A 14,021-nucleotide genomic window follows, 5' to 3' on the forward strand; every position below is an offset into this window, starting at 1 on the left:
AACCGAGGACCTGACCAATGCCACCGCTTCGCTCACGCACCACCACCGTCGGACGCAATGCCGCGGGCGCTCGCGCCCTCTGGCGCGCGACCGGCCTCGAGGACTCCGATTTCGGGAAGCCGATCGTCGCCATCGCGAACTCCTACACCCAGTTCGTCCCCGGCCACGTGCACCTGAAGGACGTCGGCGAGATCGTGGCCGAGGCGGTACGCGCGGCCGGTGGCGTGCCGCGCGAATTCCACACCATCGCCGTCGATGACGGCATCGCCATGGGACACGGCGGCATGCTGTACTCGCTGCCCTCGCGCGAGATCATCGCGGACTCCGTGGAATACATGGCCAACGCGCACACCGCGGACGCGCTGGTCTGCATCTCCAACTGCGACAAGATCACCCCCGGCATGCTGAATGCCGCCATGCGCCTGAACATTCCGGCCGTGTTCGTCTCCGGCGGCCCGATGGAGGCCGGTAAGGCCGTGGTCGTCGGCGGCGTGGCCCAGGCCCCGACCGACCTGATCACCGCCATCTCCGCGAGCGCCTCGCCGAACGTCTCCGAGGACGGCCTCTCCGAGGTCGAGCGCTCCGCGTGCCCGACCTGCGGTTCCTGCTCCGGCATGTTCACCGCCAACTCGATGAACTGCCTCACCGAGGCGCTGGGTCTCGCACTGCCGGGCAATGGCTCCACGCTGGCCACCCACGCCGCGCGCCGGGCGCTGTTCGAGCAGGCCGGGCGGACCATCGTCGATATCGCGACCCGCTGGTACCGCGACGACGACGCCTCGGTGCTGCCGCGAAATGTGGCCAATGCCAAGGCTTTCCGCAATGCCATGGCGCTGGACGTGGCCATGGGCGGTTCCACCAACACCGTGCTGCACACCCTCGCCGCCGCGCAGGAGGGTGAGGTCGAGTTCGATCTGCAGACCATCGACGAGATCTCGCGTCGCGTGCCGTGCCTGTCCAAGGTGTCGCCGAACTCCGACTACCACATGGAGGACGTGCACCGCGCCGGTGGCATTCCGGCCATCCTGGGCGAGCTGCGCCGCGCCGGGCTGCTCGAGACCGATGTGACCACCGTGCACACCGCGTCCTTCGACGAGTGGCTCGACACCTGGGATATCCGCTCCGGCAAGGCTTCTCAGGAGGCCATCGAGCTGTTCCACGCCGCGCCCGGCGGTGTCCGCACCACCGTCCCGTTCTCCACCGATAACCGCTGGTCCTCGCTGGACACCGACGCGGTCGGCGGCTGCATCCGCGACAAGGAGCACGCCTACACCGTCGAGGGCGGGCTGTGCGTGCTGCGCGGCAACATCGCTCCGGACGGCGCGATCCTCAAGACCGCCGGTATCGACGAGGAACTGTTCACCTTCGAGGGCCCGGCCGTGGTGGTCGAGTCCCAGGAGGAAGCGGTCTCCAAGATCCTGAACAAGGAGATCCAGCCCGGCGATGTGGTCGTGGTCCGCTACGAGGGCCCCCGCGGCGGCCCGGGCATGCAGGAAATGCTGCACCCCACTTCGTTCCTGAAGGGCGTCGGCCTGGGCAAGGTCTGCGCGCTCATCACCGACGGCCGCTTCTCCGGCGGCACCTCGGGCCTGTCCATCGGCCACATGTCCCCCGAGGCGGCCGACGGCGGGGCCATCGGCCTCATCGAGAACGGTGACCGCATCCGCATCGACGTGCACACCCGCGCGCTCGAATTGCTGGTCCCCGAAGAGGTTCTCGCCGAGCGCCGCGTGAAAATGGAAGCGTCCGAACGGCCTTGGCAGCCGGTGAACCGCGAGCGCCCGGTGACCACCGCGCTGCGCGCCTACGCCGCGCTCGCCACTTCCGCCGACAAGGGTGCCGTCCGGCGCGTGCCGTAACTCCAGAAAGCTAGGGAATGACAATCGAATACATCGGCAAGGCCGACTCCATGCTTGCCGAGTACACCGCCATGCTCGAACGGTCGGATGCTCGCAACGCCGAGGCGAAGGCCCTGCTCGCCGAGGCCGAGGAGCTGGCCGCGGAAGTACGCCATCTGGAATCGACGGAATTCATGATGACGCCGGAGGAGATCGTGCAGAGCAACAGCCACAAGGCGATGCTCTCGCAGGAGATCGACACCAAGTCGAACCGCGTGCTCCAGCTGCACCAGGAGACCTTCCAGGAATGGGAATCCTGGACGGCTCGCCAGTACTGAGGGCATGAAAAAGCGGCCGGGGACGATCGAATCGTCCCCGGCCGCTTTGTCTTTCGAGCTCAGTCGAACGGGCCGATGCCCGTCAGCGGGTTGCCGCCGTGCAGATAGATATAGGTCAGGATCGCGGCGACGACCGCGGCCACGAAGGCGGCCAGCGAGCCCATGAACGGCCGCGAGGACCAGCCGCGGTTGCGGTCCAGGGACAACCGGCCCGGGCCGGTCAGGATCAACACCGTGGTCAATCCGACCAGGATGGATTCCAGCTCGACCGAATTCCCCTTGGCGGAGTACTGGAATCCGGGCACCATGCCCTGCTTCCACATCCACGCGTCGAGGATGACCGCGAGCAGCGCGCCCGAGGCCAGCGGCGTGGCCAGGCCGATCGCGACCAGCACGCCACCGCCGAGCTCACCGGCGATCAGCATGGGCGCGGCGAGGTCGACGTGCTTCCAGCCGCCGTTCTCCATCGCCGTCTTGATGCCGTCCAGGCCCGGACCGTGGAACCAGCCCGCCGCCTTCTGCAGGCCGTGGTAGACGAACGTGCCGCCGATGACCAAGCGCAGCAACAGGAGTCCGAGGTCCAGGGTGCCGCGGCGGTCGTCGCGGCGGCGGACGCGGCCGTTGCCCTCGGCGGGGACCGGCGGGGCCGGGGGGATACTGGCGAAGGAGTAGGTCGGGGACGGCTCGGTGGTGGTGCTGTTGGCCGCGCCCGGAATGGCGTTCTTCACCTGCGAGTAGAGCGGAACCTCCGGATCGAGGCCGAGTTCCTCGTCGGTGCGCGGCAGCTTCTCGGTGGTCTGATTCCCGGAAGTCGGGAGTTTCTCGGTGGTCTGGATGCCCGACACCGACGGGAACTGCTCGGTCGGCGAATCGAAGGGGCTGCGGACCGGGCTACCGGTCGGTCGCGGCGTATCGGGCGTGGCGGCGCCCGCCTCGGCGGACGGATCGGTCGGCTTTTCGGTCACGCGGTCAGCGTATTAGCCGGAAGGGCGCGACACACAGCAGAACGCGGGCGTGTCCACAGTCCGATTCGCGCCACGGCACGATATTGCGACACCCCGTCCGAGCATCGACGGCCGGTTTTCCGTAACGTCTCAACCATGAGTTTGGTTGCCGGTGGCCGGGTCGGGGTGGGTGCGCGGAATGTCGCGCTGGGCGTGACGCTCGGCGCGCTACTGCTCTCCGGTTGCGCGCGCTTCGACGATCGGGCCTCGAGCCCGTTCACCCCCGAGCCCACCTGGCAGGACGCCGAACCCAACACCACCACGCCGAAGACCCCGCCCAGCAATGCCAAACGACCCGATCTGCCCTGCGTGGACCCCGACACCGCGGTCGTGGTGTCGTGCCTGGACACCACCGGCGGACTGGTGGCGCTGCCCGACGGCGGCAGCGCGCTGGTGGCCGAGCGCACCACCGGGCGGATCCTGAAGGTGATCGCCACCGACGAGGGTGAGCCGCCCGCGCCCATCGAGGTCGCCAAGCTGGACATCGATCCGGCCGGGGACGGCGGGATCACCGGGATCGCGCTCTCCCCCACCTACGGCGAGGACGGGCTGATCTACGCCTACATCACCACCGCGAGCGACAACCGCGTGGTGCGCATCTCCTCCGACGGCGGCGCGCCCAAGCCGATCCTGACCGGAATCCCGAAGGGCATCAACGGCAATCGCGGCTCCATCGACTTCCTGCACGACCGCATGCTGATCCTCACCGGCGACGCGGGCAATCCGTCGCTGGCCACCGACACCAATTCGATGGCCGGCAAGCTGCTCAGCATCAACTCCCCCGCGCCGGGCGCGACCGCCGACGTGGTGGTGTCCGGGATCGGCGTGGCGGGCGGGGTGTGCACCGACGGCAAGGATTCCATCTGGTTCACCGACCGCACCGCCACCGAGGACCGGCTGCAGCGCCTCGGGCCGGACGGGGTCGCGGTGAAGGCGTGGACCTGGCCCGACCACCCGGGCGTCGCCGGGTGCGCGGCCGCCTCCGACGGTGTGGCCATCTCGCTGACCAACCAGCGCGGCCTGGCGATCGCCACCGCCGACAAGAACACGCACGCCGTGACCGCGGCCCCTTCGGTACTGGCCCAGGACAAGTACGGCCGCCTCGACGGCGCGACGCTCGGCGGCGACGGCAATATCTGGGTCGGCACCGTCAACAAGCCCGACGGCAACCCCAACCAGTACGACGACCGCGTCGTGCGCATCCCGCCGCCGTCGGCGGGACAGAGCAGCCAGGCGGACTAGCCACCGACTTTCACCGCGGCGCACAGCACAAGCTGTGCGCCGCAGTGCATTCGGCTCTCCTCGACCGGCAGGCTTTCGGCCCTACTCGACCGGCATCTGGAGTTCGACGACCCACTCCTCGGAGGTGGGATCGCCCGGGGCCTGGAGGTAGACCTCGCGGATGGGCGCGTTGGGCTTGTGGCCGTTCTCGTCGGCCCAGCGCCCCATGGCCTCGAAGGACACGCACAGATCGACGAGCTTGCCGCGATGGGCGAGGGTGGCGGCCTTGGGGACCTCGGGGAGCTGGAGCAGGTTGAAGGGGTGGCCGGGGGCGGGGGTGCCCGCGACCTGGTGCGCGACGTGGACGCGCAGACCCTCTTCCAGCTCTTCGTAATACACGATCGGCGCGCCGGTGATGGCGAGTCCGGAATCCGGAATCGTCTTGGCCATCTGGGCATACAGCCGCTCGATGATCGGGCCGACCGCGGCCTCGCCGGATTCGGCCGCGACATCACTCATTTCGGCGACGAGGGTGGCGGACAACGGCTTCACGATGATTTCCTGCTCGGGCATGACGCCCTCCATTTCGATACGCAGGAGCCTCGCCTCGACGCTGGCCAGCCGTGCGGTGTCCGCGGCCACTTGATTGGCCAGCTGTGCGCGACGCAGTTGCAGCATGCCGTGCAACCGTTCCGCGGACAGCTGACCGTCGAGCATCTCGGCCACCTGATTCAAGGTGAAGCCGAGATCCTTCAACGCGACGATGCGGTTGAGCCGGGCGAGCTGATCGGCCGAATAGAACCGATAGCCGGAACACGGATCGACCTCGAACGGCCGCAGCAGTCCGATCTCGTCGTAGTGGCGCAGCATCCGCACGGATACCGATCCGAACCTGGCGAAGTCTCCAATACTGAACATGACTCCTCCAGGTTTAGGACCTCACACGGTGTGAGGGTCAAGCTCAGCCCTCGACACCGCAAGCAGCCAAAACCAATTCGCGGACGCGGGCGGCGTCGGCCTGGCCGCGGGTGGCCTTCATGACGTCGCCGACGACCTTGCCGGCGGCCTGGACCTTGCCGGAGCGGATCTTCTCGGCGATGTCGGGGTTGGCGGCGAGGGCCTTCTCGACCTCGGACTGCAGGGCCGAGTCGTCGGAAACCATGCCGAGGCCCTTGGTTTCGACGATCTGCGCGGGCTCGCCCTCACCGGCGAGGACGAAGTCGACGACCTGCTTGGCGACCTTGTTGTTGATGGTCTTGGCCTCGACCAGACCCGCCACCTCGGCGACCTGCTTCGGGGTGATGGGCAGGTCCTCGAGGGCGACCTCGCGCTCCTTGGCCTTCTCGGTCAGGTAGGCGACCCACCAGGAGCGCGCCGCGTCCACCGAGGCGCCGGCGTCGACGGTCGCGATGATCAGGTCCAGCGCACCGGCGTTGACCAGGTCGCGGAACACCTCGTCGGAGAGGTTCCAGTCGGCCTGGATGCGGGCACGGCGCAGCCACGGGTACTCGGGGATGGTGCCGCGCAGCTCCTCGACCCAGGCCGCGTCGGGGGCGATGGGCTCGAGGTCGGGCTCCGGGAAGTAGCGGTAGTCCTCGGCGGTCTCCTTGATCCGGCCGGACGAGGTGGTGCCGTCGGTCTCGTGGAAGTGCCGGGTCTCCATCAGGATCGAGCCGCCGTTGGCCAGCACCACGGCCTGGCGACGCATCTCGAAGCGCACCGCGACCTCGACGCTCTTGAGCGAGTTCACGTTCTTGGTCTCGGTGCGGGTGCCGAACTCCTTGGCGCCCTTGGGCATCAGCGACACGTTGACGTCACAGCGCATCGAACCCTGCTCCATCTTCACGTCGGAGACGTCGAGCGACTTGAGCACCTCGCGCAGCGCGGTCACGTACGCGCGCGCCACCTCGGGGGCGCGCTCGCCCGCACCCTCGATGGGCTTGGTGACGATCTCGATGAGCGGCACGCCCGCGCGGTTGTAGTCGAGCAGCGAGTGCGAGGCGCCGTGGATGCGACCGGTCGCACCACCGACGTGCAGCGACTTGCCGGTGTCCTCCTCCATGTGGGCGCGCTCGATCTCGACGCGGAAGACCTCACCGTCGTCGAGCACCACATCGAGGTAGCCGTTCTGCGCGATCGGCTCGTCGTACTGGCTGATCTGGTAGTTCTTCGGCTGGTCCGGGTAGAAGTAGTTCTTCCGCGCGAACCGGCCCCACGGGGTGATGGTGCAGTTCAGCGCCAGCCCGATGCGAATCGCGGACTCGACGGCCTTCTCGTTCACCACCGGCAGCGAGCCCGGCAGCCCGAGGCACACCGGGCACACCTGGGTGTTGGGCTCGGCGCCGAATTCGGTCGGGCAGCCGCAGAACATCTTGGTCGCGGTGCCCAGCTCGACGTGTACCTCCATGCCGAGCACCGGGTCGTACCGGTCGACGACATCGGAGTAGTCCATCAAGTCCACGGTCGCTGCGCTCATGCGCACCATCCTATTAGTGACCGGTCCGACCGCCTCAACGACGGTCGGACCGGGACTGTCGAGCAACGGCCGGGCGCGATCAGTCGATGGCGATGGCCTCCACGATCGGCAGCCGGGCCGCACGCAAGGCGGGCGGAACGGCCCCGAGCAGGGACAGCGCGAGGGCGATGAACGCGTACGCCACCAGCAGTGGACTGGGGTGATAGGCGATGTCCAGGCCGATGGCGTGGCCGAGGGCGAAGGTGCCCAGATAGTGCACGGCCGAGCCGACCCCGAGTCCCAGCAGAGCGCCGGTCACGCCGATGCCCGCGGCCTCGGTGAGAACGGTGCGCAGCAGGAAGCGGCGGCTGGTGCCCATGGCGCGCAGGACGCCGAGTTCGCGGCGGCGGTCCAGGACCGAGAGCATCAGGGTGTTGAGCAGAGCGACGGCCGAGACCAGCACGGTGATCCAGAGAATCGCGGCGCTGATCGAGGTGCCCTGGCGCACGCTCGAGGAAATCGCGGTCACCGCATCGCGTCCCGTGCTGACGTGGATGTCGGCGGGGACGGCGGCGCGGATGGCGGCCATGACCTGGTTGTGGTCCGCGCCCGGCGCGAAGTCGATGCCGACGATGGTTTCGCCGGGCCGCTGGAACCACTCGCGCATGATGTTCAGATCGAGCACGACCACGCCCGCGATGGCCGAGAAGTACGGCACCACCCGCAGCACCTGGACGTGATGCTCACCCGTCGGCGTGGGCAGGGTCAGATCCGAGCCCTCGTGCACGCCCAGCGAGCGCGCCACATCGCGGGAGATGACGACGCCCTGGCCCGCGGCCATGCGCGCCTGATCGGCCTGGCTCACGCTGTCGAGCGCGGTGGTGCGCGCGACGCCGCCCTCGTAGGCCTGCAGCATCACCCGGCCGCGGCCGAGGGTCGCGAAAGCCATTTGGGCCGAACCGATTCCGCCGACGCCGGGGACATTGCGCAGCTTCTCCTTGAGGTCCGCCGGCAGCAGCGGTCCGGTCGGGAACTGTTCCATGGCGGTCGGGCTGACGAACACGTCGGTGCGGGCCAGACCCTCGAAGCTGTCGGTGGCGGCGGTGACCATATTGCGGCTGGCATTGCCGATGGCCACGATCGCGGTCACGCCGATCATGACCGTCATGACGGTCGCCCAGACCCGGCGCGGGGCCCGCTCGATGGTGGTCGCGCCCAGCGCGCCCGGCGCACCGAACAGGCGCGCCACCCCGGCGACCGCCCGCACGATGGGATCGGTGGCGGCGAAGCACAGCACCACCGCGCCCGCGATGGCCATCGAGATCGATCCGATGGACAGCCGCCCCAGATCGGATTTGGCGAGCACCACCGCGCCGATCACGATGGCCAGACCGAGAACCCCTGCGCTCCAGCGCAACAGCGGCCGCACCGTGTCGGCCGAGCCGACGCCGATCGGGGCCAGCGCCTCGATGGGCGCCACCTTGTACACCTGTCGCGCGGCGATGCCCGCCGCCAGCACGCTGGCCAGCACGCACGCCAGGACCGCCACCGGCACCGCGTATCCGGGCACCTCGTATTCGGTGCGGGACTCGACGGAGTTGACGATGGCGGCCGGCAGCTGATGGATCGCGCTGCGGCCCATGAAGATTCCGAGAACCGCGCCGATGAGGCCGCCGAACAGGCCGAGCAGTGCCGCCTCGGCGAGCAGGTCGCGCACCATGGGTCCGCGTTTGCCGCCCATCGCGCGCAGCAGCGACAGCGTCGGACGGCGTTGCGCCACGGCCATGCTCATGGCGTTGTAGATGAGGAACGACGACACGATGAGCGCGGCCGCCGAGGAGGCCAGCGTCGAGTACCGCACCAGCAGCACCGCGCCGCCCGCCTGCGCGGTGCGCAGATCCGGATCCGCGACGACGGCACGGCCCGCGACCACCTTGGTGAGCTCCGAACGCAGTTGGTCCACATCGGTATTCGGTGCCGCGATGATCTGCACCGAATCCAGGCGGCCGACCCGGTCACTGATCTTCTGCGCCACCGGCAGCAGCGCGATCGCGATATGGCCGCCGTTGATCTTGGCCGCGGCCGGATCGTCGATGACGCCCGCGACGGTGGCCGTCACCGAGCCCAGCTGGAACTTGTCGCCCTCGTGATGCCCCATGCCCGCGCCCACCAGGACGCCGTTCGAGACCGTGAGCAGCTTGGCCGCCTGCTCTTTCAGCGGGCCGTCGAGGTCGCTGCCGAGCTGGGACACCGACTGATCCGCGCCGATCAGCAGCGCCCGGTTCTCGTCGGCGCCGATCGACTGCCGCAGCATGGGCACCGCCGTGCCGACCCCGGAAACGGCGCGGATCTGTTGCAGCAGTGACTGATCGAAGCCGGCGTCGGTGACGCCGCTGATCTCCAGCGCGGCCTTGCCGCCGAGGCTGTGGGTGAGCTTGTCCACCGATCCGGTGATCGAGCCGGAGATGCTGAACACCGAAACCAGCAGACCCGCCGAGACTCCCATGACGATCATGGCCATGGTGGTGCGGCCGCGGTGCGCGAGCAGTTCACCGATATTGAACAGCCGCAGCCGATCCCATCCCGCACGGATCATGCGCGCACCGCCCCGGCGTCATCGGCGGCGTCGGGGGCGGCGATGGAGGCGGTCAGGCCCTCGGGAACGGTGCGGACCTCGCCGTCGTCGGCGCGCTCCACCCGGTCGATGGACCCGATCAGCCCGTCGCGCAGGTTGATCACGCGATCGCAGTACCGCACCGCGCCCATGTCATGGGTCACCATCACCACGGAGTTGCCCTCCTTGGTGATGTCGGCGAGCAGCTGCAGGATCGAGGCGCCGGTCTTGGAATCCAGGTTGCCGGTGGGCTCGTCGGCCAGGATGAGCGGCGGGTCCATGATGAGCGCGCGCGCCACCGCGACCCGCTGCATCTGGCCGCCGGAGAGCTCGGCGGGCCGGTGCTCGGCGCGCTGGCCGAGCCCGACCAGGTCGAGCAGCTCCAGCGCCCGCGGCTTGGCCTTGCGCAATCCGGTGCCGTCCAGCAGTTTCGGGATGGCGACGTTCTCCCAGGCGGTCAGCGTGGGCAGCAGATTGAAGAACTGGAAGACGAAACCGACCTGGTGCCGCCGGAATTCGGACTGGCGGTCATCGTCGAGGTCGCCGATCTCCTTGTCCTGGAATCGAATCGAGCCGGAATCCGGGGAGTCCAGTGCGCCGAGCAGATGCAGCAGGGTGCTCTTGCCCGAGCCGGAGGGCCCCACGATGGCGGTGAACTCGCCCGCGTCGATGCGCAGGCTGATCCCGTCCAGGGCGCGCACGGACTGCTCGCCCACCCGGTATTCCTTGGTGACGTCGGTTAATTCCAGCATGGGCCTCTGTTCCCCTCGAGATCGTTACCAGCGAGTAATATCAGCTGGCCAGCGCTCGCGCATGTGGACGGCGCAAATACAGGCGGTCGGTGTCGTAGGTGTCGAGAATCGCGCGCAGCGCCGGTTGCTCGGTGGCGAGTTCCTGCCAGACCTGGGTCACCGATTTGCCTTGTGCCAGTGCGTGTTCCAGTTTCACGTTCAGATGGTTCTCCCAGCGGTTGCGCAGCGCGAGCAGCACTCCGTTCGGGCCGCCGAACAGCCGAACCAGGTCGGGTAGACCGTCGAAAATGTTGGGATCGGCGGGATTTCGGGCCGCCCGGTCGAGGACGGCGTGCAGGATGTCGGTACGAGCGTGGAAATCAGCCCAGGACATGGCCTCAGCCTTTCTTAGCGCGCCCCTGCCTTGTGTGCGGGCGCTGATGCCGTTGTCCCAAAACTACGATCGTGCCGAGGTCCTGTCTTCGTGCCGCGGACGCGACTTGTCCTCCTACTCCGGTAGGAGACCAGCCCCTGCCACCGAACGATGTACGCCGTCTGATTCGACGGATAGCCTTGCAGAATGAACGTGACCAGCGCCACCCCTGAGGCAATCGGGCAGGTGCGGCAGGAGTTACGGGAGTGGCTTTCGGAGAGTGGCGTCCGGGCCCGCGGTTTCCTGCGCAATCCGGTCGAGGAATACCGGCGCTGGGTGGAGAACACCGGGTTCGACTATCCGGTGGCGATGGTGGTGCTGGTCGATCTGATGATGATCACCATCGGTCTGATCTCCTTCGGGCAGCGCGTGGCGGCCGGCTACTCTCCCGGTGGCCTGGCGTTGGCCGCGCTGGTCATCATCATCATGACCGGACCGCCCTGCGTGGTCCTGAACTTCCCGCCCCGCCCGGCGCTGCTCGTCACGCTGGCCATGACGGCGGTGCTGCTGTTCGAGACGCAGCCGGTGACATTCGATCTCGCGCCGCTGGTGCTGATCATCATCACCGGCGAGGTCGCCGCCATCACGCGCACCGCCTTCGGCACGGTGGTAGGGCTGGCCGCGTTCGCCGAGCTGCTGTTCTTCCGGGTCATCGGGCATGCGGAGGGCGTGGCGTTCCCGTGGTTCGCGCTGGGCATCCTCTTCGGCTGGTTCACCGGCCAGCTCCTCAACTACCAGCGCCGGTATCTGTATCAGGAGCGCGACTATCAGCACATTCGCGCCCTGCAGGCGGCCGGTGAGGAGCGTCGGCGCATCGCGCGCGAGGTGCACGACGTCATCGCGCACTCGCTGAGCATCACCCTGCTGCACGTGACCGCCGCCCGGCACGCGCTCACCACCGATCAGGATGTCGACGAGGCCGTGGACGCGCTCACCGATGCCGAACGGCTGGGCCGCCAGGCCATGGCCGACATCCGCCGCACAGTCGGCCTGCTCGACGGTCATCCCGCGTCGGCACGCCCCGAGCCGGGCCTGGACGACATCCCGGATCTCGTCACGGATTTCGTGCGCGCGGGCATGACCATCGATTTCCGATCGACGGGCGACCCGACGCAGATCTCGGCCGGACTCGGTCTGGCGGTGTATCGGGTCTGCCAGGAGTCACTGGCCAATATCGCCAAGCACGCGCCCGGAGCAGAGGCGGAGGTGCGAATGGTATTGCACGCCAGGTACATCGACCTGGCGGTGACCAACACCCTGCCCACCGGCGTGGTCTCGCGGCCCGGGCGCGGCATGGGCATCACCGGTATGCGCCAGCGCCTGGCCGTGCTCGGCGGCAGCCTCACCGCGGGCGTCGAGGACGAGCGCTGGCAGGTCCGCGCCCGCATTCCGACCACCGGCCAGTTCCCCTGTCTCGCCGCCGCCGAGCAGAGCCTGCGCACGGTGCTGACCACCATGAGCCACAAGCCACAGCAGGAGGGTGTGTGATCGACCGTTCGGACGAGGAGTTGATCGGTGTCCTCGTCGTCGACGATCAGGAGCTGGTGCGCGGCGGTCTGCGCCGAATCCTGCGCCGCCGCGATGGTTTCCTCGTCAGCGAGTGCGCGGACGGCGACGAGGTGCCCGCCGCGGTCGGCGCGCATCGGCCCGATGTGGTGCTGATGGATCTGCGCATGAAGCGGATCGGCGGCATCGAGGCCACCCGGACCCTGCGCACCGCCGCCGACGCGCCCCCGGTGCTGGTGCTCACCACCTTCGACGATGACCAGCTGCTCTCGGGCGCGCTGCGCGCGGGCGCGGCGGGCTTCATTCTCAAGGACTCCCCCGCCGAGGATCTGATCCGCGCGGTGCGCACGGTCGCGGGCGGCGGCTCGTGGCTGGACCCGACCGTCACCCCGCGTGTCCTGACGACCTACCGTTCGGCGCGTCCCACGCCCGCGGCCAGCGGCAATCGCCTGTCGGAGCTGACCGTTCGCGAGCTCGAGGTGCTCGAACTCATCGGCCGCGGCCGCCTCAACGCTGAGATCGCGAGCACATTGGGTATCTCGGAAGTAACGGTGAAGAGCCACGTGGGACATATCTTCGGGAAGCTTGGGTTACGCGACCGCGCGGCGGCCATCGTCTTTGCGTTTGACCACGGCGTAGTGGCACCGGGAGAATCCACCTCGTAGAGGGTGGGTCGCGGGTTCTCGTCTGCTTCCCTCCCGAGAGTTGGAGGTTTGACGGGGTGGATGCACCGCCATCGCGGGCCGGAAGCAGGTTCGGGCCGTACGAGTTGCGCTCGCTGCTGGGCAGGGGCGGTATGGGAGAGGTCTACGAGGCCTACGACACCTCCAAGGATCGCGTCGTCGCGCTCAAACTGCTGCCGTCCGAACTCGCGAAAGATCCGGCCTACCAGGAACGTTTCCGCCGCGAATCGCAAGCGGCCGCCCGGCTGGCCGAACCGCACATCATCCCCATCCACGACTGGGGCGAGATCGACGGTGTGCTCTACATCGATATGCGGCTGGTGCTCGGGCGCGATCTGCGCTCGCTGCTGGACGAGCTGGGGTCGCTGCCGCCGCTGCGCGCCATGGCGATCATCGAGCAGGTCGCGGCCGCGCTGGACGCGGCGCACTACTCGGGCCTGGTGCACCGGGACGTCAAACCCGCGAACATCCTTGTCACCGATGCGGATTTCGCATATCTCGCCGATTTCGGCATCGCGCGGGCCGAGGGCGACTCCACCCTCACCCTGACCGGCACGGCCATCGGCTCCTACGCCTACATGGCTCCCGAACGCTTCGACGCGGGTCCGGTCACCGGGCGCGCCGACATCTACGCGCTGGCCTGTGTGCTGCACGAATGCCTCACCGGCGATAAGCCGTTCCCGGCGCACAACATGAGTGTGCTGGTGCGCGCGCATCTCTCGGAGCCGCCGCCCGCGACGAGCCTGCTGCGCGCCGGGATTCCGCCGCAGCTGGATGCCGTGGTGGCCAAGGCGATGGCGAAGGATCCGAACGCCCGGTTCTTCACGGCGGGCGAATTCGCCCGTGCCGCACGAATGGCGCTGGCGGGCGGGCAGTTCGCGCCGCCGTCCACGCCGCCCGGGCAGCCGCGGCCGGGCCGGACCGTACCGCCGGGTCCGCCGGTCGGTATGCCGGCGGGCCGCCGGATGGACCCGCCGCAGGGTCTCGCGGGTGTGCCGTCGGGTCCCGCCGCGGGTGCGCCTCCGGTTCCGGCGGTGGGTGCGCCGCCGACCACGGTGCTGCCGGCCGGTGATTCCTTCGGGCCGCGCACGACGGTCATGCCGGGCGGTTCCGCGGCCGCGCCCTCGGGCCAGCCGACCGGTCGGAATTCCGATCCGACTGTGCGGCAACCGACTCCGCGCCTGACCACGCCGACCGG

Annotated in this window: 12 protein-coding genes; 6 read left to right on the forward strand and 6 right to left on the reverse strand. The window is 68.8% G+C overall.

The window, feature by feature from the left end; genetic code table 11:
• The first annotated feature begins 17 nt into the window (after positions 1–17).
• Both ilvD and ON43_RS24710 read left to right on the forward strand, forming a co-directional pair.
• Entirely contained in the window at positions 18–1,859 is a 1,842-nt protein-coding gene (ilvD, locus tag ON43_RS24705; RefSeq protein ID WP_040811128.1) for a dihydroxy-acid dehydratase, read from the forward strand.
• Positions 1,860–1,876: 17 nt separating this feature from the next.
• Positions 1,877–2,176 carry a hypothetical protein gene (locus ON43_RS24710; protein ID WP_040811129.1) on the forward strand — a complete coding sequence of 100 codons (300 nt, stop codon included), beginning with the start codon at positions 1,877–1,879 and terminating at the stop codon, positions 2,174–2,176.
• A gap of 59 nt (positions 2,177–2,235) precedes the next feature.
• Here ON43_RS24710 and ON43_RS24715 read toward each other — a convergent pair whose 3' ends face one another.
• Positions 2,236–3,141, reverse strand: a complete 906-nt coding sequence (locus ON43_RS24715) for a DoxX family protein (RefSeq protein ID WP_040811131.1) — start codon at positions 3,139–3,141, stop codon at positions 2,236–2,238.
• Positions 3,142–3,276: 135 nt separating this feature from the next.
• Between ON43_RS24715 and ON43_RS24720 the strand changes: the two genes are divergently transcribed.
• Positions 3,277–4,422, forward strand: a complete 1,146-nt coding sequence (locus tag ON43_RS24720) for a PQQ-dependent sugar dehydrogenase (RefSeq protein ID WP_040811132.1) — start codon at positions 3,277–3,279, stop codon at positions 4,420–4,422.
• An 81-nt stretch (positions 4,423–4,503) separates the two neighbouring features.
• On the opposite strand, the gene ON43_RS24725 is transcribed toward ON43_RS24720, so the two are convergent.
• The 5 genes from ON43_RS24725 to ON43_RS24745 form a co-directional block, all read right to left on the reverse strand.
• The gene (locus tag ON43_RS24725; protein ID WP_040811133.1) at positions 4,504–5,319 is read right to left on the reverse strand and encodes a MerR family transcriptional regulator; all 816 of its coding nucleotides are present in this window, start codon (positions 5,317–5,319) and stop codon (positions 4,504–4,506) included.
• 43 nt (positions 5,320–5,362) lie between these two features.
• Complete coding sequence (gene gatB / locus ON43_RS24730; RefSeq protein ID WP_040811181.1) at positions 5,363–6,877, reverse strand: Asp-tRNA(Asn)/Glu-tRNA(Gln) amidotransferase subunit GatB; 1,515 nt, start codon at positions 6,875–6,877, stop codon at positions 5,363–5,365.
• 79 nt (positions 6,878–6,956) lie between these two features.
• Complete coding sequence (locus ON43_RS24735; RefSeq protein ID WP_040811134.1) at positions 6,957–9,452, reverse strand: FtsX-like permease family protein; 2,496 nt, start codon at positions 9,450–9,452, stop codon at positions 6,957–6,959.
• Positions 9,449–10,222, reverse strand: coding sequence for an ABC transporter ATP-binding protein (locus ON43_RS24740; protein WP_083913689.1), 774 nt, complete (start codon positions 10,220–10,222; stop codon positions 9,449–9,451). The genes ON43_RS24735 and ON43_RS24740 overlap by 4 nt, the downstream gene beginning before the upstream one ends.
• Positions 10,223–10,262: 40 nt before the next feature.
• Positions 10,263–10,595 (reverse strand): hypothetical protein, encoded by a 333-nt coding sequence (locus ON43_RS24745; protein ID WP_040811135.1) that lies wholly within the window; start codon positions 10,593–10,595, stop codon positions 10,263–10,265.
• A gap of 186 nt (positions 10,596–10,781) precedes the next feature.
• Between ON43_RS24745 and ON43_RS24750 the strand changes: the two genes are divergently transcribed.
• The 3 genes from ON43_RS24750 to ON43_RS24760 form a co-directional block, all read left to right on the forward strand.
• A complete protein-coding gene (locus ON43_RS24750; protein ID WP_051179126.1) occupies positions 10,782–12,122 on the forward strand; it encodes a sensor histidine kinase in 1,341 nt (446 codons plus the stop codon).
• Positions 12,119–12,805, forward strand: coding sequence for a response regulator (locus ON43_RS24755; RefSeq protein WP_086008012.1), 687 nt, complete (start codon positions 12,119–12,121; stop codon positions 12,803–12,805). Before ON43_RS24750 ends, ON43_RS24755 begins: the two co-directional genes overlap by 4 nt.
• 56 nt (positions 12,806–12,861) lie before the next feature.
• Positions 12,862–14,021: serine/threonine-protein kinase (locus ON43_RS24760; RefSeq protein WP_040811188.1), on the forward strand; the 1,160-nt coding region annotated here is incomplete at its 3' end.

Origin of the sequence: Nocardia concava NBRC 100430, assembly GCF_000308815.1 — a bacterium.
Taxonomy (GTDB): domain Bacteria; phylum Actinomycetota; class Actinomycetes; order Mycobacteriales; family Mycobacteriaceae; genus Nocardia; species Nocardia concava.

Excerpts from the sequence above, each read along its gene's own strand:
- ilvD (WP_040811128.1), top strand. The coding sequence starts at position 18 with ATGCCACCGCTTCGCTCACGCACCACCACCGTCGGACGCAATGCCGCG.
- ON43_RS24710 (WP_040811129.1), top strand. The coding sequence starts at position 1,877 with ATGACAATCGAATACATCGGCAAGGCCGACTCCATGCTTGCCGAGTAC.
- ON43_RS24720 (WP_040811132.1), top strand. The coding sequence starts at position 3,277 with ATGAGTTTGGTTGCCGGTGGCCGGGTCGGGGTGGGTGCGCGGAATGTC.
- ON43_RS24725 (WP_040811133.1), bottom strand. The coding sequence starts at position 5,319 with ATGTTCAGTATTGGAGACTTCGCCAGGTTCGGATCGGTATCCGTGCGG.
- gatB (WP_040811181.1), bottom strand. The coding sequence starts at position 6,877 with ATGAGCGCAGCGACCGTGGACTTGATGGACTACTCCGATGTCGTCGAC.
- ON43_RS24735 (WP_040811134.1), bottom strand. The coding sequence starts at position 9,452 with ATGATCCGTGCGGGATGGGATCGGCTGCGGCTGTTCAATATCGGTGAA.
- ON43_RS24740 (WP_083913689.1), bottom strand. The coding sequence starts at position 10,222 with ATGCTGGAATTAACCGACGTCACCAAGGAATACCGGGTGGGCGAGCAG.
- ON43_RS24745 (WP_040811135.1), bottom strand. The coding sequence starts at position 10,595 with ATGTCCTGGGCTGATTTCCACGCTCGTACCGACATCCTGCACGCCGTC.
- ON43_RS24750 (WP_051179126.1), top strand. The coding sequence starts at position 10,782 with ATGAACGTGACCAGCGCCACCCCTGAGGCAATCGGGCAGGTGCGGCAG.